General features: G+C 56.7%; 21 protein-coding genes. 9 read left to right on the top strand and 12 right to left on the bottom strand.

The features are described 5' to 3' along the window. Positions 1–17: 17 nt before the first annotated feature. On the top strand, positions 18–1130 hold the full coding sequence (gene ugpC, locus EN861_RS28145) for a sn-glycerol-3-phosphate ABC transporter ATP-binding protein UgpC (RefSeq protein WP_135867061.1): 1113 nt from the start codon (positions 18–20) through the stop codon (positions 1128–1130). A gap of 419 nt (positions 1131–1549) precedes the next feature. Here ugpC and EN861_RS28140 read toward each other — a convergent pair whose 3' ends face one another. The 5 genes from EN861_RS28140 to EN861_RS28120 all read right to left on the bottom strand — a co-directional run bounded on the left by EN861_RS28140 (position 1550) and on the right by EN861_RS28120 (position 7208). Continuing rightward, positions 1550–2533 carry a sugar-binding transcriptional regulator gene (locus tag EN861_RS28140; protein ID WP_135867059.1) on the bottom strand — a complete coding sequence of 328 codons (984 nt, stop codon included), beginning with the start codon at positions 2531–2533 and terminating at the stop codon, positions 1550–1552. Between the two features lie 198 nt (positions 2534–2731). Continuing rightward, the gene (locus EN861_RS28135) at positions 2732–3682 is read right to left on the bottom strand and encodes a carbohydrate kinase (protein WP_135867057.1); all 951 of its coding nucleotides are present in this window, start codon (positions 3680–3682) and stop codon (positions 2732–2734) included. A 4-nt stretch (positions 3683–3686) separates the two neighbouring features. Next, positions 3687–4481 (bottom strand): alpha/beta fold hydrolase, encoded by a 795-nt coding sequence (locus EN861_RS28130; RefSeq protein ID WP_135867055.1) that lies wholly within the window; start codon positions 4479–4481, stop codon positions 3687–3689. Next, positions 4478–4714 (bottom strand): lipoyl domain-containing protein, encoded by a 237-nt coding sequence (locus tag EN861_RS28125; protein ID WP_135867053.1) that lies wholly within the window; start codon positions 4712–4714, stop codon positions 4478–4480. The genes EN861_RS28130 and EN861_RS28125 overlap by 4 nt, the downstream gene beginning before the upstream one ends. Before the next feature lie 28 nt (positions 4715–4742). After that, positions 4743–7208, bottom strand: a complete 2466-nt coding sequence (locus EN861_RS28120; protein WP_135867051.1) for an alpha-ketoacid dehydrogenase subunit alpha/beta — start codon at positions 7206–7208, stop codon at positions 4743–4745. A gap of 345 nt (positions 7209–7553) precedes the next feature. Between EN861_RS28120 and EN861_RS28115 the strand changes: the two genes are divergently transcribed. The 7 genes from EN861_RS28115 (at position 7554) to EN861_RS35890 (ending at position 14949) form a co-directional block, all read left to right on the top strand. Next, positions 7554–8399 carry a sugar phosphate isomerase/epimerase gene (locus tag EN861_RS28115; RefSeq protein WP_135867048.1) on the top strand — a complete coding sequence of 282 codons (846 nt, stop codon included), beginning with the start codon at positions 7554–7556 and terminating at the stop codon, positions 8397–8399. 74 nt (positions 8400–8473) lie between these two features. Then, a complete protein-coding gene (locus EN861_RS28110) occupies positions 8474–9472 on the top strand; it encodes a substrate-binding domain-containing protein (protein ID WP_135867046.1) in 999 nt (332 codons plus the stop codon). 70 nt (positions 9473–9542) lie between these two features. After that, positions 9543–11027: a sugar ABC transporter ATP-binding protein gene (locus tag EN861_RS28105; protein WP_135867044.1), complete on the top strand. Its 1485-nt coding sequence runs from the start codon at positions 9543–9545 to the stop codon at positions 11025–11027. Continuing rightward, complete coding sequence (locus EN861_RS28100; RefSeq protein WP_135867042.1) at positions 11020–12009, top strand: ABC transporter permease; 990 nt, start codon at positions 11020–11022, stop codon at positions 12007–12009. Before EN861_RS28105 ends, EN861_RS28100 begins: the two co-directional genes overlap by 8 nt. 13 nt (positions 12010–12022) lie before the next feature. Beyond that, positions 12023–13081, top strand: a complete 1059-nt coding sequence (locus EN861_RS28095; protein WP_135867040.1) for an ABC transporter permease — start codon at positions 12023–12025, stop codon at positions 13079–13081. A 164-nt stretch (positions 13082–13245) separates the two neighbouring features. After that, on the top strand, positions 13246–14223 hold the full coding sequence (gene tal / locus EN861_RS28090) for a transaldolase (RefSeq protein WP_135867038.1): 978 nt from the start codon (positions 13246–13248) through the stop codon (positions 14221–14223). A 276-nt stretch (positions 14224–14499) separates the two neighbouring features. Further along, complete coding sequence (locus tag EN861_RS35890; protein ID WP_135867036.1) at positions 14500–14949, top strand: hypothetical protein; 450 nt, start codon at positions 14500–14502, stop codon at positions 14947–14949. Here the strand turns inward: EN861_RS35890 and EN861_RS28085 are convergent. Both EN861_RS28085 and EN861_RS28080 read right to left on the bottom strand, forming a co-directional pair. Then, entirely contained in the window at positions 14946–16130 is a 1185-nt protein-coding gene (locus EN861_RS28085) for an aminotransferase class V-fold PLP-dependent enzyme (RefSeq protein ID WP_135867034.1), read from the bottom strand. The two genes, EN861_RS35890 and EN861_RS28085, sit on opposite strands and share 4 nt — an antisense overlap. A 166-nt stretch (positions 16131–16296) precedes the next feature. Continuing rightward, positions 16297–17136 carry an ABC transporter substrate-binding protein gene (locus tag EN861_RS28080; protein WP_135867032.1) on the bottom strand — a complete coding sequence of 280 codons (840 nt, stop codon included), beginning with the start codon at positions 17134–17136 and terminating at the stop codon, positions 16297–16299. A 193-nt stretch (positions 17137–17329) separates the two neighbouring features. On the opposite strand from EN861_RS28080, the gene EN861_RS28075 reads away from it, so the two are divergent. After that, entirely contained in the window at positions 17330–18349 is a 1020-nt protein-coding gene (locus EN861_RS28075; protein ID WP_135867030.1) for a LysR family transcriptional regulator, read from the top strand. Here the strand turns inward: EN861_RS28075 and EN861_RS28070 are convergent. The 5 genes from EN861_RS28070 to EN861_RS28045 all read right to left on the bottom strand — a co-directional run bounded on the left by EN861_RS28070 (position 18303) and on the right by EN861_RS28045 (position 22636). Beyond that, on the bottom strand, positions 18303–18767 hold the full coding sequence (locus EN861_RS28070; protein WP_135867028.1) for a RidA family protein: 465 nt from the start codon (positions 18765–18767) through the stop codon (positions 18303–18305). The genes EN861_RS28075 and EN861_RS28070 overlap by 47 nt on opposite strands. Before the next feature lie 77 nt (positions 18768–18844). After that, positions 18845–19648: an amino acid ABC transporter ATP-binding protein gene (locus tag EN861_RS28065; protein ID WP_135867026.1), complete on the bottom strand. Its 804-nt coding sequence runs from the start codon at positions 19646–19648 to the stop codon at positions 18845–18847. Beyond that, positions 19645–20577: an amino acid ABC transporter permease gene (locus EN861_RS28060; protein ID WP_245512124.1), complete on the bottom strand. Its 933-nt coding sequence runs from the start codon at positions 20575–20577 to the stop codon at positions 19645–19647. Before EN861_RS28060 ends, EN861_RS28065 begins: the two co-directional genes overlap by 4 nt. 537 nt (positions 20578–21114) lie before the next feature. Next, positions 21115–22101 carry a molybdopterin-dependent oxidoreductase gene (locus tag EN861_RS28050; RefSeq protein WP_135867022.1) on the bottom strand — a complete coding sequence of 329 codons (987 nt, stop codon included), beginning with the start codon at positions 22099–22101 and terminating at the stop codon, positions 21115–21117. A 151-nt stretch (positions 22102–22252) separates the two neighbouring features. Next, the gene (locus EN861_RS28045; RefSeq protein WP_135867020.1) at positions 22253–22636 is read right to left on the bottom strand and encodes a Rid family detoxifying hydrolase; all 384 of its coding nucleotides are present in this window, start codon (positions 22634–22636) and stop codon (positions 22253–22255) included. Positions 22637–22754 lie beyond the last annotated feature (118 nt).

Raw genomic sequence — 22754 nt, 5'->3', positions numbered from 1 at the left:
GCATTAGAGGAGATTTCATGGGCCAGATCACGATTGATCGCGCTGTAAAACGCTTCGGCGACTACACAGCTATCGACCATGTCAGCCTCGATATAGAGGATGGTCAATTCGCCGTCTTTGTGGGGCCGTCCGGCTGCGGCAAGTCAACGCTGTTGCGCGTGATTACTGGCCTGGAGGATCTCAGTGAAGGCGCCATCTATATTGACGGACGGGATGTGAGCCACGTCCGGCCATCCGAGCGCAAGCTGGCAATGGTGTTTCAATCTTACGCGCTATTTCCCCATATCAGCGTGCGTGACAATATTGCGTTTGGCCTCAAAATCGCCGGCGAATCAAAAGACGTCATCCACACAAAGGTCGCGGATGCCGCACGCATCCTGGCACTTTCTGACTATCTTGATCGAAAACCGCGTGAACTTTCGGGGGGCCAGCGCCAGCGCGTCGCAATCGGTCGTGCCATCGTTCGCAATCCGACCGCGTTCCTTTTCGACGAGCCCTTGTCTAATCTCGACGCAGCCTTGCGCGTACAAATGCGGCTTGAGCTTTTCAAGCTGCGCAAAACATTGAAAACTACGATGATCTATGTCACGCACGATCAAGTTGAAGCTATGACGATGGCCGACAAGATAGTGGTCTTGAACCACGGCCGTGTTGAGCAATTTGCAACGCCGCTGGAAATCTATGATCGCCCGGCAAACACCTTTGTCGCAAGCTTCATCGGTTCGCCGAGAATGAACTTTGTCGATGTCGTCACGACGGACGAGACCGGCCTTTTTTTCGGCGATGGAAACCATCTCGCCATTGAGAAACTGAGAGCAACCCCAGCAGGAAAGGCACCATCACTGCTCGGTGTTCGACCGGAGCATATCGCGTATTCCGCCAATGCCGGGTTTTGGCGCGGTGTTGTCTCGCTCGAAGAACAACTTGGCAGTGACACGTTTCTTTACGTTGATGTAGCCAGTGTCGGTACACTTATTGTTCGGGGCGTGGGCGAGCGTTCGTTCCGCGCTGGTGACACTATTTTCCTGACGCCTCCACCCGCGAGATGCCACATCTTCGACGGTGAGGGCCAACGGATCCTTACACACGCCCAAGCCGACGACAGCTCTAAGGTCCACATGAACATTTAGGAAAAGTGCGTTCCGGCTCGTTGAGTCCTGCTCCAGAAAGTCGCTTTTCAGGCGCGCGGAGCGCCGAACCACTTTGACACCTTTGCGATCGAAGCACGCATCCATCTTGTCGTTCAGTGTTTGGGCCACGTCGGCCGAGAGGCTGCCGGACTTACAGGCCGCGGACCAGATCTCGCCCGGCGCCAAAGTAGGGACATTGCTTTCCTGTTTCTCCTTAAGATAACCCTCGATCCCGAGGCGCACGGCAGCGGCAGGCCCAGTGCGTTCTGGTCCGGCGTGCGGGAATCCAGCGCACGGACCTCGGCAGCTCGGCCATCCGGAAGCCCAGATAGTCGGTCACGCCGTCATGGTGGATTTGGAGCGATTCGGCCCAGCCGTCGTTGTTGACAGAGAACTGGAAAAAACGGTGATGGAAGTTATTAATCAGCCCTCGGACTTCTGAGCAAGCTGAGCATTTGACGCGCAGCGCTTTCATCAGTCACCAAAGTATTGCAGCCTATTCGCCTGATAGCTGCCAAGATTGCGGCGGCTCGTTGTTCTCCCCCCGATGCGATAACCACGTGCCGTGCGCGTCTCACTGTATCGAGATCAACCGACATCACCCGATCGTTTACCGGATGGTCCACCGTGCGGCCGTCTCGATCCAGGAAATTGCAGAGAACATCGCACATTGCCCCCTTGCCGATGAGCGTTTCCAACTCCTCTGGCGCAAGGGATGCGACCGACAGCGATGTTGAATGGATGCCGATATCACCGACGCTCACCAGTGCAATGTCCAGATCGGCGGACAGCTTCATGATCCGATTCAAGCCGCACTTTTCGATTAGGCGTTCCTTGGTGTCGGCAGAGTCAACCAGCAGCGGCGCCATCAAAAGAAAACATTGCGCCCCGAGTTGATTGGCGAGCTGCCAGGTGAAATCGATCGGGTTTTCATGCTGGGCTTCCACCGTACCTCCAAGCAGAGACACAATTTTTACTCCTTCGCGTCGCAGCGGGCGAAAACTCGAAAGCGCGCCACTGAGTGTTCGTCCCCAGCCAACCCCGATCGTGGCATTGCTGGGAATGGTGTCGGAAAGAAATTGACCCAGCGCTTGCCCGACGGCCCGGGCTGTTCCGTCGACATCTTTCGCCGGCGGCGTGACGATCACTTCATCTAGATTGAGCGCGGCTTCCAGCTCGGATGCCAACTCCAACTCGCTTGCGGCCTGCTTCACCCAGATCTGGATTTCGCCCCGCTTCAGCGCCTCGTCGAGGAGCTTAACGATTGTGCTGCGGCTGACACCAAGTTTCGCGGCGACTTCGTTTTGCGTAAGCTTCTGATTATAATAAAGAAAAGCTGCTTTCAACCTGAGGCTTTCAGCGTCCAGCAAGCTGGTGTGGGGCATCCTTGTCAGTTTAGTCATCCAATCCGCCCCTCCGAAAATTATCGGCAGCCCATCATCCTACCAATTTGGATAAACGTTGCGCCCACGATAAGAACGGCGTCCAAATCCATTCACGGATATTCGAATAAAGCATCTCTAGACGTGGCGTTTCACCCTTAACTGGCACGGCTAGCCTCCGCAATAGCTTGCGGTGCTTGGCGTCTCATCCGGTCCCGTTTAACTGCCTTCGTCGTATCCAGCCAGGCTGATTTCTCTGCGCCACGGCGGGTCACTTCCGCGATGCTCGCAGGCGAGACTTGCAACATGTGCGGCAAACTCGAGAGCTTTGCGAGCCCGGTCATCCGTCAAGGCACCGATGCTATTGCGATTCAAGTCGCCGCTCTGCTGCAGATGGGTAAGAAAGCCTGCAATGAGTGCGTCTCCGGCTCCCACGGTATCAACAACCCTTGCAGGGCGTGCTGGAACTTCAACGACTCTGCCACCCCCAAGATAAACCGTTGCGCCCACCGCACCCCGGCTGACGAGGACGATCTTGGCCTGGTTTGCAAGCCAACTCTCCGCTGCCGAATGCGGCCTGACACCCGGCTGCATGAACTCGAGATCCGTCACCGATAGCTTTACGATGTCAGCCATACCGCAGAGGCGATTGAGACGCTGGCGATATGCCTCTGGATCCTGCGCCAGACTGGGCCGGCAGTTTGGATCGATTGATAGCACGCGCTTACCCTGTTCGTCTTCGAACAGCGACTCGCAAGCGCTTGAGACAGGGGGGTGAATCAACGTGACGGAACCGATGTGCAGGACGTCAACCTCGCTCCCCAAGGCTGGTGCCTGTTTCAGCGTCCAGTGCCTTGCCGCACTGTCGCTGTCATAGAACGCGTACTCAGGCTCGTCGCTTCCCAGACGTACAAAGGCCAGCGTCGTGTCGAAAGGCAGGCGAGCTGCGTAGCGAAGATCAGTCCCCGCTTCGTTGAACTGCTGAAGCAGCATGGCGCCAAAAAAATCCTCGGACAGCCCTCCCATGAATCCGACTTTCCCGCCCAACCTGCCAATCGCGGTCGCGATGTTGCAGCAGGATCCACCACAGACAGGGATGTAGCCGCTGCCACCTTCCGGGAGCGCGACCGGCATGAAGTCAATCAAGGCATCACCGCAGACAACGATCATGACCTCATCCCCCCAATTCCAATGCGGCACTCTTCAGGAATTCACAAAGATACCGGCTTACGGCTCTACTTGTCTCAACGTGAGGAAGATGCCCTGTATCCGGCAAAGTCAGCACTTGAGCGTTGAACCTCGACAGTTTCCGACGGTCGATCGGATTTATCCTGTCGTCCTCTCCCCAAATAACGATCCGCGGAATTCTGCTGAAGGCTATGGAGACCACATTGGGTTCAATCGAGGTCTCGACATGGCTCAACTCCGAAGCTAGGGCTCTGAGAGCGGCACGAACGCCAGGTCGTTCTAGGTGATTGAGGAGCCGGTGAGCGATCGGTGGCGTTATCAGGCGCGGGCGCGAGACCAATCGCTGAAGTAGCGCCAACGCAGGGTCCAGTTGGCTAAGTTCAGGCAGTTCGCTCAGAAAATCTCGATCGACCTCTTTGCCCAGACCCGCCGGTGCGATTAGGCCCAGGCCGGCGACCAAATCCGGTCGGCGGGCTGCCAGTTCGATGGCGATTGCGCCGCCCAGTGAATGCCCCACCACGACAAAGCGATCGTTCCGTCGTGCGAGTGCGTCAATCAGCTCGTCGGCGATCTCCGAGATTTTCATGCCAGTCCGGCCAGGCGGTTGATCGCCATGCGCAGGCAGGTCGCAGCTAAAAACCGCATACGACTGCATGAGCGCGTCCTGATTGGCTATCCAGGTCATTCGGTCAGCTCCGAACCCGTGGAGAAGCAGAAGGTTCGGCCCCGAACCCCCCAGGCGAAAGACCGGGAGCCGTAAGTTTTCGGTCGCGTTTGTCACGTCTCGATGATCCCAAGCGTGGTGCCCACTGCCGCAAGCTCGTCTGCGGGAACCAGGATTTTCTTCAGAATGCCTGTCGCTGGGGCTTCGATTTCCATGGTGACCTTGGGTGTCGTGATCAAGACGATTTGTTCACCTTCGGTGACCATGTCGCCTTCCGTCTTGAACCACTCGTCGATCTGGGCCTCGTCGATTTCGTTTCCGAGATTCGGCATGAGGATCGGGGTATCCATATGTGTTCCTCGCTCAAAATGTGTTGGTTCACAGACCGAGACGGGCAAGTTCCCGATCGTCCCAGTCACGTATGCTGCGGCGGTTGCTGCGCTGGCCGGGAAACAACTCGCTGGTGATGACATCAAGGATATCATCTTTCTGGGGGAAGTAGGTTGATTCCATCTCAGCGCCGGGCACTATCCAATTCGGAGAACCGATTACACGAGGCGCGGCGTGGAGAGTTTCATAGCCGAAGCGCGTAATGTTTGCGGCGAGCGTCATCAGGAAGCTGCCGCGCTCCGAGGCCTCGGATACCAGTACGATGCGTCCGGTTTTCCTTATCGAGGCGAGCACGGGTTCATAGTTAAATGGAACAAGCGAACGCGCATCAATCACTTCGGCCGAGATGCCGAAGGTGCTTTCGAGTTCTTCAGCAGCAGCGAGCGCGGAGTAAAGCGAAGGTCCAACCGTTAGAATTGTGACGTCTTCTCCAGCGCGCTTACAGTCGGGTTCACCTATGGGAAGTTGGTAGTAGCCGGTCGGCACGCCTTCGTTGCGGAACTGTTCCACGGTGTCGTAGAGGCGCTGGCTTTCAAAGAAAACCACCGGATCGTTGCCTGACAATGCGGAAGCCAACAGCCCTTTCGCATCGTACGGCGTTGCCGGATAGACAACTTTGAGGCCCGGAATATGGGCGCATAATGCCGTCCAGTCTTGACTATGCTGGGCGCCGTACTTCGAACCGATCGAGCAACGCAAAACGACGGGAACCTTCAGCTGACCCCCGGACATTGATTGCCATTTTGCCATCTGATTGAAGACTTCGTCGCCCGCCCGGCCTAGGAAGTCGCCATACATCAGTTCGACCAGCGCGCGGCCGCCCTCGAGCGCAAAGCCGACCGCCGTCGCAACGATCGCAGCTTCAGAGATCGGTGAATTGAACAACCGATCATGCGGTAGGATTTCGGCAAGCCCCCGGTAAACGCCGAATGCGCCACCCCATTCTCGGCATTCTTCCCCATAGGCGACAAGACTGTCGTCGTGCGTCATGTGGTGCAAGACGGTCTCGAACAACGCGTCGCGCAATGTGATCGCCCGCATTGGCGACAGCTTGGCTCCGTCCTCGGCAAAGCCGTATCGACTTTTCTTCGCGTCCTGACGCACCCGGCTCACCGCGTCGACAGGCTTCAGGAGCGAAACTTCTTGCGAGGGCAGCTCTATGTTGGTGTTCGAGAACATGAGCTTGCCGATCAGCGTTGGATCTGCATGAATATCTACGGGAGGAGTGAGAGCCGGATCGACCGCGATCGCAGTAATCGAGCGCATGCGATCCGTCGTCTGTTCGCGCAGTTCGGCGACCTGGCCAGCGGTCACAATCCCGGCCTCCTGAAGGCGATTGGAGAACAGAATGATAGGATCATGCTGTTCCCATGCCTGCATCTCGTCCTTCGTCCGATAAGAGTTGATATCTGTCGTTGAATGACCCGAGCTGCGGTAACATTCGACGTCCAGCAAGGCTGGCCCGCGGCCCTGGACCAAAAGCTCGCGCTTGCGTGCAACGGCGTCAGCAACGGCGAGCGGATTTGTTCCGTCGACGGTTTCCGCGTGTATGGCTTGCTGGTTGACCGCCAGCCCTATGCGAGACAGGCGGTCCCATCCCATTGTTTCACCGATGGTCTGACCGCCCATCGCATAAAAGTTGTTGTTGAAGAAAAACAGGACCGGCAAACCACCTTTGAAAGCATCCGCCCACAGCGTGTCGAATTGTGCCATGGCGGCGAAATTCATCGCTTCCCAGACCGGCCCGCAGCCAGTAGAGCCATCGCCCGCGTTGGCCACAGTGATGCCGCTGGCCCCCGCAAGCTTCTTTCGCAATGCGGCCCCCGTGGCTATTCCGGCAGACGCGCCGACAATCGCATTGTTCGGATAAGTTCCAAAGGGGGGGAAAAAGGCATGCATTGACCCGCCCATGCCCCGGTTGAAACCGGTTGAGCGCATGAATATCTCTGCAAGCAGGCCGAGCAATAGAAAATTCTCCGCGGTCTCGATTCCTTTCGGACCCTGCAGAGAGGTCTCCACGGTCCTGAGAAGCGCACCACGCTCATGGCTCTCCATGATGAGACGCATGGCATCGTCGGGGAGCTTTCGGATCGCCGAAAGGCCCTTGGCGATGAACTCGCCATGGCTGCGATGACTGCCGAAAATATGGTCATGCGGCTCGAGTGAGGCAGCCGCTCCGACGGCAGCAGCCTCTTGCCCGATCGAAAGGTGAGCCGGCCCTTTGTAGTTAAACTCAATGCCGCAATATGCCCCCTTTGCCTTTAGCGAAGCCAAAATCGTCTCGAATTCGCGTATGATCATCATATCGCGCAGTATTTGTAGCAATCCTTCATCCCCATAGCGGGCACGTTCCGCCTCGATGTTCTCATCGTACGCGTGGATGGGAATTGGTGGCGCATTCAGCGCGCTGCGCACCTTGAACGTCTTGGGGTCGATGTGGATTTCCTTGGGCATTCTGACCTCCGATGGGATTTGGCGGGGTCGCGTCCCCATAGCCGTTAGACCATATATCGCCTAGTCAAATGTATTTCAAGAAAGATATTTGTGTTCGACGCTTTTCCGCGCCTATCATACAAAATAGGACGGAAGTGGCGATTTCATGGCGTGGGTACGCCGTCAGATTGTTGCGCAAATGTGTTTCCGAATAGATATTTGTGTTGACGTTTGAGAATTTTCCGCTAACCATCCCCTTAATGATCAGCGGCGAATAAACGTCGCGAAGAGGGCATGTGCCGATGTCGCGCTGTCTGGGTCTACGTTCTTGTTGGCTCTGCAGCGGATTACGGGAGGATAAATGCAATGACAAAGTTTGGAATGCACTTCAGTCTATGGGCGCCCGAGTGGACGACCGAGGCGGCCAACGCCGCGATCCCTGAGGCGGCGCGATACGGGCTGGAAATAATCGAGATCCCTTTGTTCGAGCCGGCCAAAATCGATCTGGACCACGCAAAGTCGATAATCCGAGATCATGGTCTTCAGGCAACTGCGTCGCTTTGCCTGCCCGAAGACAAGATGGCGCATCTGGCTCCGGAGGCCTGTACGAAATATCTGTTTCAAGTTCTCGACGCCGCTCACCACATTGGGTGCTCCATGCTGACTGGCGTCACCTACTCGGCGCTCGGCTACAAGACCGGTGTTCCCCCCACAAATCGCGAGTACGAAGCGGTAGTTCGGGCACTGAAGCCGGTAGCCCGGCGCGCTGCTGAACTCGGCATGACGTTCGGTGTCGAGCCTTGCACACGCTTCGACACCCACATCCTCAATACGGCCGCGCAAGGAATATGGCTGCTTGAGCAAATCGATGAACCGAATACCTTCGTCCACCTCGACACCTATCACATGAACGTAGAGGAGAATGGTTTCGACGACGGCCTGCGCCGGGCCGCGGGACGCTCTCCCTATATTCACCTTTCCGAAAGTCATCGCGGTGTCCCAGGCACCGGAACCGTAGATTGGGAGCTGATCTTCCGGACATTGCGTGACACCGGATTCGATGGCGATCTTGTCATTGAAAGCTTTGTCTCGGTACCGCCACAGCTTGCCGCGGCACTCTGCATGTGGCGGCCGGCCGCGCCCAACGCTAGCGCTGTACTCGATCAGGGGCTGCCGTATTTGCGCGGCTTGGCGACACGCTACGGCTTCTGAGGCGACAGCTGGCGGCGACGGCCGCGGACGCAATTCCGAAAATCTAGAATCTACAACGCTCACAGGAGGAGAGTATGAAACGTCGTGACATTTTGAAGCTTACTTTGGCCGCAGGCGTGGCATTGCTGGTTGCCACGCCAAACCTCGCGATGGCGGCCAACCCAGTCATGGTAACTGTCGTTAAGATTGCCGGCATTCCGTACTTCGGTGCCCTTGAGCACGGCCTACAGGAGGCCGGAAAGCAATTCAACATCGACGTTTCCATGACCGGTCCGGCAAACATCGATCCGGCTCAGCAGGTCAAGCTGCTGGAGGACCTGATCGCCAGGAAGGTGGATGTGATCGGCCTTGTGCCCCTAGACGTCAAGGCGTGCGAGCCTGTGCTCAAGCGGGCTCAGGCAGCAGGCATCAAGGTTATTGTACACGAAGGGCCGGAACAGGAGGGCCGCGACTGGGACGTCGAACTCATTGACTCGACCAAGTTCGGCGAAGTCCAAATGCAGAGTCTCGCCAAGGAAATGGGCGAGGAAGGGGATTATGTCGTCTATGTCGGCACCCTGACTACTCCGCTGCACAACAAGTGGGCCGACGCGGCCATCGCCTATCAAAAGGCACATTATCCCAAGATGAAGCTGGTGGCCGATCGCTTCCCTGGCGCCGACGAAATCGACAGCGCCTACCGCACGACCATCGACGTGCTGAAGGCCTATCCGAAGCTCAAGGGTATTCTCGCGTTTGGCTCGAACGGTCCGATCGCCGCCGGCAACGCCGTGAAGGAAAAGCACTTGAGCAAGCGGGTTGCCGTCATAGGCACGGTGCTGCCGTCACAGGCCAAGGACCTGATCATGGATGGCGTCATTCGGGAAGGTTTCATGTGGAACCCAACAGAAGCTGGCTTTGCGATGGTTGCCGTGGCCAGATTGGTCCTCGACGGAACGAAAATCGAGGACGGGATGGATGTTCCCGGTCTCGGCAAGGCTACGGTCGATGTTCCCGGTAAGCTCATCAAGGTCGACAAGATCACCCACATCAACAAAGAAACCGTGGATGGCCTGATCGCCCAGGGTCTCTAGAGGAAATAACGCAGGCGGGCCTGGCCCGCCTGCAGAGGACCGATGCCAGCGACTAAGGGTAAAACCCACTTTGACCGTATTCCTTGAATTGACCCATATCTCCAAGCATTTCGGCGGAGTGAGTGCTCTTCGAAATGTCGATCTGTCGCTGAAGGCCGGTGAAGTGCACTGTCTTGTTGGCGAAAATGGTTCGGGCAAATCCACCCTGATCAAGATTATTGCTGGCGTGCAGGCGCCCGATCCGGGTGGTCGCATCGTTCTGGAGGGTCGCGAACATTCTCGTTTGGACCCCATTCATTCCACTAAGAGTGGCATCCAGGTCATCTATCAGGATCTCTCCCTCTTTCCCAACCTATCCGTGGCTGAGAACATCGCCATCGGCAGCCACATGGGCTTGCCTCGGCTCGCGAATTGGAACCGCATAAGTGACATTGCGGCGAAAGCGATGGCTCGCATCAACGTCAATCTCGACCTGGAGACGATGGTGTCGGACCTCTCTATCGCAAACCGGCAACTGGTTGCGATTTGCCGTGCCATGGCCGCCGACGCAAAGCTGGTCATCATGGACGAGCCCACCGCCTCGTTGACCCGGCATGAGGTGGATGCTCTGCTGAGTGTCGTCAAAGACCTTAAGAGCAGAGACATTTGCACGGTGTTCGTATCCCACCGTCTCGATGAAGTAATGGAGATAGCCGAGCGCGTGACGGTTCTGCGAGACGGCGGCAAAGTGGGGACCTTTGATGCCAGCGAAATCACTTCGCGGCGGCTCGAGACCTTGATGACCGGTCATGAGTTCGACTATGCGCCTCCGCAGCCCGCAGGCGAAGCTGCGGAGGTTGTGCTGGCGGTTCGAAACCTGACTCGGCCAGGCCACTACGAGGATATCAGCTTCGACATTCGCAAAGGAGAAATCGTCGGCCTAACCGGGCTTTTGGGCTCGGGACGGACGGAACTCGCACTCAGCATCTTCGGTATGAATCCGCCCTCCCGCGGCACGATTGAAGTCTCCGGGAAGCCGCTGATAGCCAGCTCCAATCGTGTGGCAATAGCCAGCGGCGTGGCTTATGTCCCCGAAGATAGGTTGTTGCTTGGCCTGGCGCTGGGGCAGCCCATTTCTGTGAACATCCTCGCGACGGTCCTCGACAGCTTGGCCGGCAAATTCGGCCTGATCGACCCCGCCAAACGTGTGGCTGCAGCCGGTGATTGGATCGTTCGCCTGAACACGAAAGTGTCCGACCTCGAAAATCCCGTCGGAACTCTGTCAGGAGGCAACCAGCAACGGGTGGTGTTGGGCAAGTGGATGGCCACCAAACCCCGCATACTGATACTCGATAGCCCAACCGTCGGCGTGGACATCAAGGCCAAGGACGGAATCTATGAGATAGTGCACCGATTGGCGGCAGAAGGCGTCGGGGTACTGCTCATCTCCGACGAGGCCCAAGAGGTCTTCTACCACACCCATCGTGTCCTGGTCATGCGGCAAGGCAGGCTCGTCAGCGAAGTCCATCCGCTTTCGTCGACCGAGAGAACTCTGCAAGAGGATATTTATGCCTAAGACAATTCAACGCTGGACACGAAGTCACGAATTTTGGCTGCTTGCGGTTGTCGTCATATTGTCCATGTTCCTCACGGCAGCGACGGACAGTTTTCTGACGCTGCAAAACCTCTTCGACCTTCTCACCTCCACTTCGTTTGCAGGCATTCTTGCAGCCGGTCTGCTTGTGGTCTTGGTGTTCGGTGGGATCGACATCTCCTTTACTGCCATAGCCAGCGTCGCCCAATATGTGGCTCTCACGATTGCCAAGACCTATCCCATTGGATGGTTCGGAGTGTTCTTTGTCGCCTGCTGCATTGGAATACTATGTGGGCTCTTCAATGCGGCTATCATTCATAAGGTTCGCATTTCATCCGTTATTGTGACAATATCTACTCTCAATATATTTTATGGATCACTAATATATATCACTCGCGGCGACTATATCACTTCCCTTCCCACCTATTTCCGCGAAGGAATCTGGTGGTTCGAATTCACCGACAGTAATGGGTTTCCATATGCAATCAATTTGCAGGCGCTGTTGCTAGTGGTCTCATTCTTTATGACCTGGGTCTTGCTCAACAAGACAAACATCGGTCGTCAAATATGTGCCATGGGGGGGAATGAGATAGCTGCCGAACGCCTTGGTTTTCATGTTTTCGGCCTGAGATGCCTTGTTTACGGCTATATGGGATTCATGGCCGCGATCGCATCAATATCGCAAGCCCAACTGGCCCAATCGGTTACGCCGACGACGCTCATTGGCAAGGAACTAGAAGTGCTTGCGGCTGTCGTTCTTGGCGGTGCGAGTCTGACCGGTGGCAAGGGCACGGTGTTTGGCGCCGTATTGGGCGTCATGCTCATCGCAATACTGCAGAACGGACTGATATTGCTGGGTGTGTCCTCATATTGGAATCAGTTCTTTGTCGGCTGCGTTATTCTGCTTGCAGTCTCCGCGACTGCACTGTCTCAGCGGCGTCGGCATGCTGGACTCGCGTCCTAGGGAAGAGATCACCATGAAGCCGTCTGCCAATCGATCTCTCATATCTCGTTTCGTTCGAGAGAACGCCACGACAGTGACGCTTGCTTCCATTTTCATTGCCCTTCTAGCGGTGTTTGGCCTCATCCTCGGCGATCGGCTGCTGAGTGTGGGAACGTTTCAGTCGATAGCCTTTCAGACCCCGGAACTCGGCATTCTTGCTCTTGCGATGATGCTTGCGCTCCTTTCCGGCGGGCTGAATTTGTCGATCATTTCAACGGCCAATCTCTGCGCTTTGACGATAGCATCGGTATTGCAGTACACAATTCCGTGGGGCGATGCTGGAAGCGTGCTTTGGCTCACCTGGCAAGTCGGCGCGGTTGCCGCGGGCCTCGCCGTCGCCATCCTGGTAGGCCTGCTGAACGGCTTCATCATCGCCTATTTCGGCGTATCCCCCATTCTGGCCACACTGGGGACCATGATCGCCTGCAAGGGTCTTGCCATTGGACTGACGCGTGGAAATGTCTTGTCAGGGTTTCCAGATCCAATCGTTGCGATTGGAAATGGAACCTTTCTGGGCGTACCGCTTGCGTTCCTGCTGTTTATTGTCCTTTGCGTGTTCGTGTCGGTGGTTCTTCGGCGATCATCCTTCGGTCAGAAAGTCTACCTTGTCGGCGCCAACGAGAAAGCTGCCCTGTTCTCGGGGATACATGTCAAACGAGTTTTGCTTATGACCTATGCCTTATCGGGCGCGCTTGCAGGATGCGGCGGGCTTGTAATGATGGCCCGATTCAATTCTGCCAACGCGTCGTATGGTGAAAGCTTCCTTCTCATCAGCATCCTGGCGGCGGTTCTGGGAGGCATCAATCCATATGGCGGCTCCGGAAAAGTATCAGGGTTGTTTGCTGCGTTGCTGCTCTTGCAGTTGATCTCCTCCGCGTTCAACTTGATGAATTTTAGCCAGTTCCTGACAATTGCCATCTGGGGGGCACTTCTGATCGGTGTTTCCGCGCTTCGCTCAGGCACGGGCATATTCGATCGGTTGTTCCTTTTCGAATTTTGGAGAGCAAAGAGCGCCGTGTCCGAAAAAGCCTGATCTGTTCGTTTCGGAAAGCGGACGGAGGATGCCTCAACCACAGTGGGCTCACAAATGTCTGCACCAAATCATGGGTCTTGAGCCGACGTGAACAGCACGATCCATGTGCGGAATTGCCGTGCCGATTGTCACTTGCCGAAATATATGAGGGAGAAATTCAGTTCATGGACAAGCTTGCGCAATTGCGTCAAATGACGACGGTAGTCGCCGACACCGCCGACGTTGAAGCCGTCAAGCGCCTCAAGCCAATGGATTGTACCACCAATCCCACCATTGTGCTTAAGGCGCTAAAAACTCCTATTTTCCATGAAGAGTTCGAAGAAGCACTCGAGTGGGGGAGCAAGCAAGCGGGCAGCAGACAAGCGATAGTCGAGGCCGTCGCGGATCGTCTTGCAGTTGCAGTCGGACTCGCGCTCCTGCGAGAAGTACCGGGACGCATCTCGACCGAAGTGGACGCTGAACTCTCGTTCGATACCCAGGCGTCGATCAGAAAAGGGCAGGCAATTGTCAAGGCCTACGGTGAGCATGGCGTCGAGCGAGGCCGTATCCTGATCAAACTTGCCGCCACCTGGGAGGGAATCCGTGCCGCCGAGGTGCTTCAGAAACAAGGCATAGACTGCAACCTGACGCTTGTCTTCTCGACGGTTCAGGCGGTTGCCTGCGCAGACGCCAATGCTTTTCTCATCTCGCCATTCGTGGGACGCATACTCGACTGGCACACAAAGGCAACCGGCCAAGAATTTGGCCCTGAGCATGATCCTGGCGTCAAGTCTGTTATCGAGATCTACAATTACTACAAGACGCATGACATCCGAACAGTTGTCATGGGAGCTTCATTCCGCAACGTCGGTCAGATAGAGGCGCTGGCCGGATGCGATCGCCTTACGATCAGCGCGCCGCTTCTGGAGCAACTCGCGGCGAGCTCGACGGTGCTTGAGCGCAAGCTGTCGCCCGAAATGGCTCGGCCTGTTCAAAGGATGGCTGTCGATGAAAAGACCTTTCGTTGGATCATGAACGATGATGCAATGGCGACGGAAAAGCTGGCGGAAGGTATTCGGGCTTTTGCCAAGGATCTATATGAATTGCGGCGCATGATCCAAGAGCAACTGGACGCACCAGCGAAATGTTTAATTTCCAACTGAATAGTGCATTTGATGGGAAGCCACGCTCAGGATTAGTGAGACTTCGATCCGCCGTTCTTCCGACCTTCGGTCTTGAATTGGGGGCGGCGGTTCCATAGGCCTTTTGCCGACCATTTTTTTCGGGCTCGTTCTGTAAGGGTGGACGAAAGGCTGGGCTGCAATCGACCCACCGCTAACCGGCGTAGACCTGCGGCCGTATCTGTTAGTGACGCATCAGAAGAGCAGGTCGTTGGCCGGGTTGGCCGCAGGCCATCTCAACGACTCGTCGAGAAGCTGATGGGGCCGAAGATGAAGGTCCGGGGCGCCGGCGAGATTGCCAAGCTCACAGGGCCAGAACCCGAGGAGGTTTTCGAGGCGATCCGTGGCCGGATTCTCCAGGACGACAACTTCGCGGCCAAACTCAAAGGGACCGACGGCCTCGTTCGTCTGGTCGAGGCGCGGCGAAGCTGCTCAATCCGGCATCTACACCTGGGACGCAGAACGTCAGTAAGACCGGTTTGGCCGGGGAAGGGCGACGGCGAAGAGCAAGACACAGAAAACAGTAGCGTCGAGGATGAAGTAGCGCGGTATGCGGCAGCTTCGCGCTCTCAGTTCGGTCATTCATACAGTCGAAATCGTCTACCGGAAACGGGGGCAAAGGACCGGACGGCAACGTCTCTGCCGTTTACATTTTTTGAGCACCGCGCCATCTCTGCGCTGCACTCATCCAGACTGTTGCGGATTTAAGCCGAACGCAGAACCTCGAGAACTTGAGCTACCTCGGTTGTGTCGCTGAAATAATGCGGCGAGAAGCGGATTGCACCGTTCCTGACGCTGCATCTCACTCTTGCCTCATACAGTCGATCGAACAGGACATCGGTCTGGACTTTGCTACTGCGCATCAACACGATCCCGGAAAGCGACGATTGCGGCCAATCGCTCACAATTTCGAAACCGATTCGCCTTGCCCCCTGGCGAATTTGCTCACCCAAGGAGAGAACATAGCTCTCTATCCGTTTCGCACCGGTTGATTGGATTTCCTCAAGCCGCTTTGACAGGCCAAAGATCCCTGCGGCATTCTCTGTTCCTGGCTCAAACCTTCGCGCGTCCGGGAGAAAATCCAGCTTGCGGTGGAACGAGAACGGCTCGCTAACGCTAAGCCATCCCACTACGCGGGGGCAGACACGTTCGAATGCCCGTTGCGAGAACGCCATGAAGCCTATGCCCAAGGGGCCAAGCAGCCACTTATGCGCGCTGACAACTACGACATCCACTCCGTCCGTGGCCATGTCGAGATCGAGCACCCCGACTGACTGGGTACCGTCGACCACCAGCAGGGCGTCATGGTGGGAGCAAACGTCGGCGAATGCGGCTAAATCCACACGAAACCCGCTGTAGAACTGAACCTGGCTGACCGCCACGACTCGCGTTCGTGAGTCTGTCAGCGCTCGGAGATCTTCAGCCAGAAGCGCGCCATTTCGAGCCTTCAGCTTGCGAACTTCGACGCCATTTGCCGCGAGAGATTCCCAGATGAGGTAGTTCGAAGGGAACTCGAGCTCCGCCACCACGACATTGTCGCCCTCCAGCCAATCAAGGCCAAGCGCAACCAACGACATACCATGGGAAGTATTCTGGATGTAGGCGACGCGATCCGGTGTCGAGCTCACCAGCTTTGCCGCAAGCTCGCGCCCCATCTGCTGGACTGGAACCGCCGCGTTGACGGCATCTTTGATGTCGGCACAGTGCAACCCGGTCTGCCGCGCCATGGCTTCACTCACGTTGCGCGAAATGGGCGAAACGGCAGCGCAGTCCCAGAAAACGCACTTGTCGACGATTGGATACTGCACACGGATGGCAGCAATCTCTTCCTCACCCAGGGTTGGGCGGAGATCGGTTCGAAACCGATTGTGTTCCGCTTGCGCACTCATGCGTGTCCTCATGCGACAGGTTCCACAGCGGCGCCGCGATATCGGACTTCACCGTGACTTCTTCTGCTTCAAGTCGTTGGGCGCGCCGTATATGCCGAGGCGCGGGTGGCAGGCCGGGGTGTCGGCGGGTGCGCTGTCGGGTAGCAGTGCGACCCGCCAGTAGGTTCTATTCGGCGATCTGATCAACGGACGTGATAATCCGCGACTTCTCTACCGCTGCCAGGGCCATGCCGTACTTTTCCAGAATGGGCTTGTAGGTGCCGTTGTCGATCAATGCCTGCAGGGTCGCACGCATCATTTCAGCGGTCGCCGCGTCCCCCTTGGGAACAGCTAATCCCAACGGAAGAACATCATAGACGCCAGGCGCGACAATCAGCTTGCCGCCGCTCGTCTTCTCATAATAGCCGGCGGCCGTGGTATCATCGAGCCGCGCATCCGCGCGCCCCGTCAGCACGGCCTGGATCGTATCCTTCTGTTCAGGATAGATCGCCTTATCGATCGCGGGCTTTCCCGCTTTGGTGCATTCACCGCTCAGCTTGTCAGTCGTGAAGTCGGCGGCTGAGCCGGTTTGAACAGCCACTTTGGCTCCGCACAGGCTGTTTTGGCCTTGGAACTTCGACAAATTTTCGGGCAGGACCGCAGCCACAGTTCCCGATTTCAGAAACGTGACGAAATCTACCTGCTTCAGACGGTCTGCCTTCACCGTAAACGTGGCCCAGCCGACCTTGATGCGGCCAGCCGTCAGGGCGGGAATCTGGGAAGCGAACGGAATTCGCTTCAGATCGAGTTTGACCCCCATCAGCTTTGCGGCCACCTGCGAGAGCTCGACGTCCAGGCCCGCGGGTTCACCCTTTTCATCCGTAAATTCGAATGGCGCATAGTCGAGGCCACTGGCGATCGACAAAGTTCCAGAGTCCTTGACGTCGCTCGTAAGCGGAAGATCGGCGGATAGTGTCGGATACACGGTCAGTGCTGCGAACGCGGCCGTCAGAAATACCCTCTTCATAATTGCTCCCCGTTAGGATTGTTGTGACTAGGGAGAGAAGATCACATAACTTTGACTGAATCGAATGGATATCATTCATCGACATTATGAGTGCGGTTCATAATAGCATTTTCAAATTTGCCATGCCCGAGTTCATGGCGCCTAACTAAGGTATTCACGGAGCCGATTGTCCGTCAGTCGAGAAGGGTCACCCATGTCGGAGTTTTCTCTCAATCAGATTGACATGAACCTCCTGAGGACGTTCGACGTCCTGATGCAGGAAAGGAGCGTCACGCGCTCCGCAGTGCGACTGGGTCGAACTCAATCCGCCGTCAGTCACTCCCTAGGCCGTCTCAGGCAGATTTTCAATGACGTACTTTTCTCATGGGACGCGGGCCTGATGGAGCCGACCCCACGGGCAAGAGAACTCGGCATCGTGATATCCCGCGCGCTGGCCGATATCCGGCTTGTGGTTGACCGCCACCTCAATTTCGAGCCCGCGCAGACAAACAGGAATTTCCGCATCGGACTATCGGACTACACGGCTGTCACCTTCCTGCCGACGCTCATCGAAAGTTTTTCAGCGCTCGCCCCGCACGCCACTCTCAACGTCGTCCATGCAAGGGAACCGGATGTTTTAGAGTCCCTGCGGAGCCGGGAGGTGGAATGCGCCGTTTTGGGCAATGCCAGGGTTGAAGGTGATCAATTCGAGGTAGTCGAGCTGTCACGAGACAGGATGGTCTGCGGTGGATGGAGCGGCAACAGGCTTCTCGACGACTTCACTCCTGAGCGATATCTGGCCTCACCCCACCTGCAGATTTCCGCCGATGGCACAGCGACCGGAGTGGCTGACACAGTCCTGCGTGGCATGGGTCTCACCCGCAAGGTCATCGCTACCATCCCCCACTATCTGGTGGCGCCTTGGGTCATTAAGGGGACGCAACTCGTTGCGGTGTTTGGCGATGGCGTCCTCCTCGCTTTGCCCGAGGAGAGCGAGATCAGGATCGTTCCGCCGCCGATCACCCTGCCCGAGGTGACCATATCGCTCATTTTCGAACGCAACGTTGCCTTCGACCCGGGGCATACGTGGTTCCGAAACTTAATTACCAGCGTATCGGACAGCCAGAAGATACGAAAAAGACAAATCTATGAGCGGCTGGACTATCCTTTGCAATCGACGACGCGCATCAAGCGATCTCGGCGACCGCCTCCACCTCCACTGCGGCTCGCATAGGCAGTGAGGCAACACCGACTGTGCTGCGCGTGTGGCGCCCCTGCTCGCCGAAGATTTCGACCATGAGATCAGAAGCGCCGTTCATGATTTTTGCATGGTCGGTGAAATCAGCGGGGGCGGCAATAAATCCGCCTAGTCGAACGATTTGCTTGATCCCGTCGAGTGAACCCAAGGCAGCACGAATCTGCGAAAGAACGTTGATAGCCGATGCCCTTGCGGCCAGGGTCGCATCTTCGATCGACACGTCGACGCTGACCAACCCCGAAGCCAATAGCTTGCCGCCAGATCCCATGCAAAGCTGTCCGGAAACGAAAAGCAGGTTTCCTGTGCGGTAGGTGGGAACGTAGTTGGCGACAGCCTTAGGCGCTGCGGGAAACTCGATGCCGAGTTGAAAGGCGCGCGCTTCAAAAGTGGTCATGTAGAGTCCCTTCTTCGTCGTCCGTACTTGGCATAGTTGAAGTGAATATCGCTCAGATGCTCAATGGCTCGGTAACCTCAAAGGACGCGCGCGAGGAATTCCTTCGTGCGCGGCGATTTGGGGCTCGCGATCATTTCCCTCGGATGGCCGGATTCTACGACGACGCCTCCATCCATGAATATGAGCTGGTCAGCCACCTCGCGCGCAAATCCGATTTCGTGGGTGACCACGATCATTGTGATGCCTTCCTTGGCGAGATCCTTCATGACTTCCAGAACTTCCCCGACAAGCTCGGGGTCAAGCGCCGACGTCGGCTCGTCGAATAGAAGGACCTTGGGGTTCATCGCAAGCGCGCGGGCGATCGCGACGCGTTGTTGCTGACCGCCCGAGAGCTGTTTGGGAAACGCATCGCGCTTGTCGGCCAGACCGACACGCTGGAGAAGGGCCGTCGCCCTGGCTGTTGCCTTCGCAATCGGCTCCTTCCTGACCCGGATGGGAGCCTCGATGAGATTCTCGAGGACTGTCATGTGCGGAAACAGATTGAATTGCTGGAAGACCATCCCGATCTCGGCCCGTCGCTTGCAGATAGCGGACGGGGGCAGTTCATGCAGCTTGTTGCCTTCGAGGCGGTAGCCGACGAAGTCTCCGTCGACGAGTAGAAGCCCGCCGTTGATTTCCTCGAGATGGTTTATGCACCGGAGGAATGTGCTTTTGCCCGATCCCGAGGGTCCGATGATGCAGGCGACCGAACCAACCGGAACGGTCAGGTCCACACCCTTAAGTACTTCCAGGTTCCCGTATGATTTGCGTATGCCGGCGGCATGAACCATGGTCGAGGGCGCGATGCCGAAGCGGTTATGATGCGTAGCGACCGCGTTCATGCCACCACCTCGTTTTTGCGAAACCGGAAGACGTTTCTCCAGGCGAAAGCGAGCGCGCCCCCTTGGTGCCTGGTCTCATCTCGCGAGTAGTAGCGCTCGAGGTAGTATTGTCCGATCGACATCACGGAGACGACGGCCAGATACCAGAATGTCACCACCAGCAGGAGCGGCATCGTCTCGAACGTGCGGGCGTAGATCGACTGCGCCGAGTACAGCAGATCGCCCACGGCGATGATGCTCACAAGAGATGTCGTCTTGAGAAGATTGATCGTCTCGTTTCCCGTCGGCGGGATTATCATCCGCATCGCTTGCGGCAATATGATGCGACGGAGCGAGAGACCGGGGTTCATGCCAAGGCAGGCCGCAGCTTCGCCTTGGCCAGGGCTCACGGATTTCAACCCCCCCCGCACGATCTCCGCCATGTATCCGCTTTCGTGAAGGGACAGGGCGACGACCGCGGCGACCATGGGCGTCATTACATCGTTTGTGGAAACGGAAAAAACCGTGCCGTAGCCAGGCACCCAAAGGCTGAAGTTCTTGATGACCAAGGACAGATTGTACCAGAGAACGAGCTGGACCAGCGCCGGAGCACCCCTGAACAGCCATACAAATGCCTTTGCGGGAATGGAAAGTAGCTTGCTCGGCGAAAGCATCATCAGAGCGGCGATCGTCCCGCCGACAATCGCCAAGACCATGACGATGAACGTCAGCGAGATTGTCTGTCCCAGCCCGTTCATGATCAACGGATTGAACAGGTAGGTGGCAACCACTGGCCATTGGAAGTTCGGGTTGAAGATAGCCGATCGCACTATAAGAAGTACGCCGACGATGACGAGCACAACGGCTGCCAGCCGCCAGGGATGCCCCAGGGGCACCACAGTCAGCGCGTTTGGGTCAATCTGCTGTTGACTTTCTTCCTTCACAGTCACTGGCGGTCCTCCATTGTAAATGGCACCTTCCCTTGCCAAGCGGCGGCGCTGTAGATTGCATTTTGCGATTGTTCGGGCCAACCGAGAGATCTCGCAGCCATCCCGCCATCCACCGACCGGGCGGCGCGTAAAGGCATTGTGTTTCTCTTTTTCATTAGCCAGTGAACGTTGAAGCAAGGCTTGAGATTGATCAAATTGATAATATGCATGAGAGTAATGAGCAGCAATCATACTGCTGCATGGGATGGCGCGCGCAATGTAAACGACAAGGCCCCACACCTACGTCAGTCGGCATTGGCTTCATCCCGAGGCGGCCAGTTCCGTGGACCTCGCCATCGACAAGGTTCTACTGCTTCCTGGTTTGCTCAACCTGCTTCAAAGCGCGGCGAATCTCTCGATCGGCAAGGCTTGGCACTGGGGTCCCCCTAGCTAGAGCGTCGTTCGTGCTCGATAGAGGGATGATTGAGGGTCATGATTCGGATCCTGCAGAAATGCGAAGACTGGTGAGTTAGCCTCGGAGGTTAACTTGCCCAAATCTTATTTCGAGGCAACAACCTCAACCGAGTGCACGGCGTTTCTGGCATCAGACAGCGGCTGTCCTTCCCCAAGTTCGTTAGCGCACCGACACATCAAGATGTGTTTGCCTGATATCGGGGTCCACGGAAATTCGAACCGCTGCCAACTTCTACCCTCGCGCGGCCCGACCTTTGCAGTCTGCCAGGTGCCTCCACCATCCACACTGACCTCGACACGCGTTATCCGATGATCTCCCCAAGCCCAGCCCCATATCCCTGTGGGTATGCCAGCTTGCAATTGGTCCACAGGTGAGGGGGATACGATGACCGATTCCGGGGCGACACTCCAAACTGGCTTCGTGCCCGAAGGCGTGGGATCATTGTAGAAGCGTGTCGTATAAGCCCCGCTCGCCCGTCGCTCCGCAGCCGTGATCGAACCAATCCATTTCACAGAGTTTGTGCCGTACCACCCTGGCACAACCAGCCGAACCGGACCTCCGCGCTCGCAGGTGAGTGGCTGGCCGTTGATTTCCAGCGCCAAGAGAACTTCGTCGGCCAAGGCCTTGTCGATCGGTAGATCTTTTTGATAGGCGTCTTCAATGCCGGAGTACTCGCCCCACTCGAGTCCAGCCGTCCAGATGAAGGAGGCTTTGTCGCTAAGCCTGGCCTGTTCCAGAACAAGCGAGAGCGGCACCCCTTTCCAAACCACATTGCCAATCCGGCGCTTGGCCACTGTCGGCGCAAGAGGGCTGCCGGCGCATTCGTGAAATGACATGTACTCACGCTGCGGCATTGCCTGAAGATCCGCCAGACGCAACGTCATCGGATTCTCGACAAGACCGTTTATATTCAAATACCATTGCTCGGGGTCGATCTGCAGGAATCCCATATGGGTGACCAGAAACAGATCGTCTGCGGGCGTAATCCACGAGCCTAGCGCATGAACGCCTTCGGCGGGTCCTTGAAACGAGAAGCCGTTCCTGGCCATGTGCATGCCCGGGCGTCTCATGGGAGATCCTGATCCGTCAGCGTCATGTAACAGATGCGCTTTCGCCGCGTCCAGTTCAGGGCGAGATCGAAGCCTTGAAGTTCACGTGACCCATCGACACCTCCAATGTTCAGACCTGCCCTAGCCTGTAATTACCATGGGCAGCAAACACCTACGACCGCCGTTTTGCCGTCAGCCCAATTTCAATGCGCGCTCCTAAGGGGAGGCTGGCGCACCCGATGGTGGTGCGCGAAGGGTAAGGTGCTGAAAATTGCTCAGCGTAGATCTGGTTCATCTGGCCAAAGTCGCTCATATCAGTGAGATAGACATTGACCGATACCACATCGTCAGGACTCAACCCTGCCGCTTCGAGAACCTGGAATAGATTGGCGAAACACTGACGCGTCTGGTCGGCGATATTTCCCTCAACCAGCCTGCCGGATTTTGAGTCGAGCGGCGTTTGCCCGGAGCAGAACAGTAAATCGCCAGCCCACGTTGCGTGGGAGTACGGTCCGACTGCGGCAGCGTTCGAGGCATTCACTGTTTGACGAGACATGCTACGCTTCCCCCGGATAAGTTTGAACGATGAAGCGCCGACGCGACACACCGCAGCAAGTTTGCCTAAGGTGTCTTGGTACGTCAGCGCTTTTGATCGGCCGACGATAGCAGAACAA

This window comes from Mesorhizobium sp. M8A.F.Ca.ET.218.01.1.1, from assembly GCF_004791165.1.
Classification (GTDB): domain Bacteria; phylum Pseudomonadota; class Alphaproteobacteria; order Rhizobiales; family Rhizobiaceae; genus Mesorhizobium.
The sequence above is the reverse complement of the archived record's forward strand: the minus strand, read 5'-3'. Positions and strand labels throughout refer to the sequence as shown.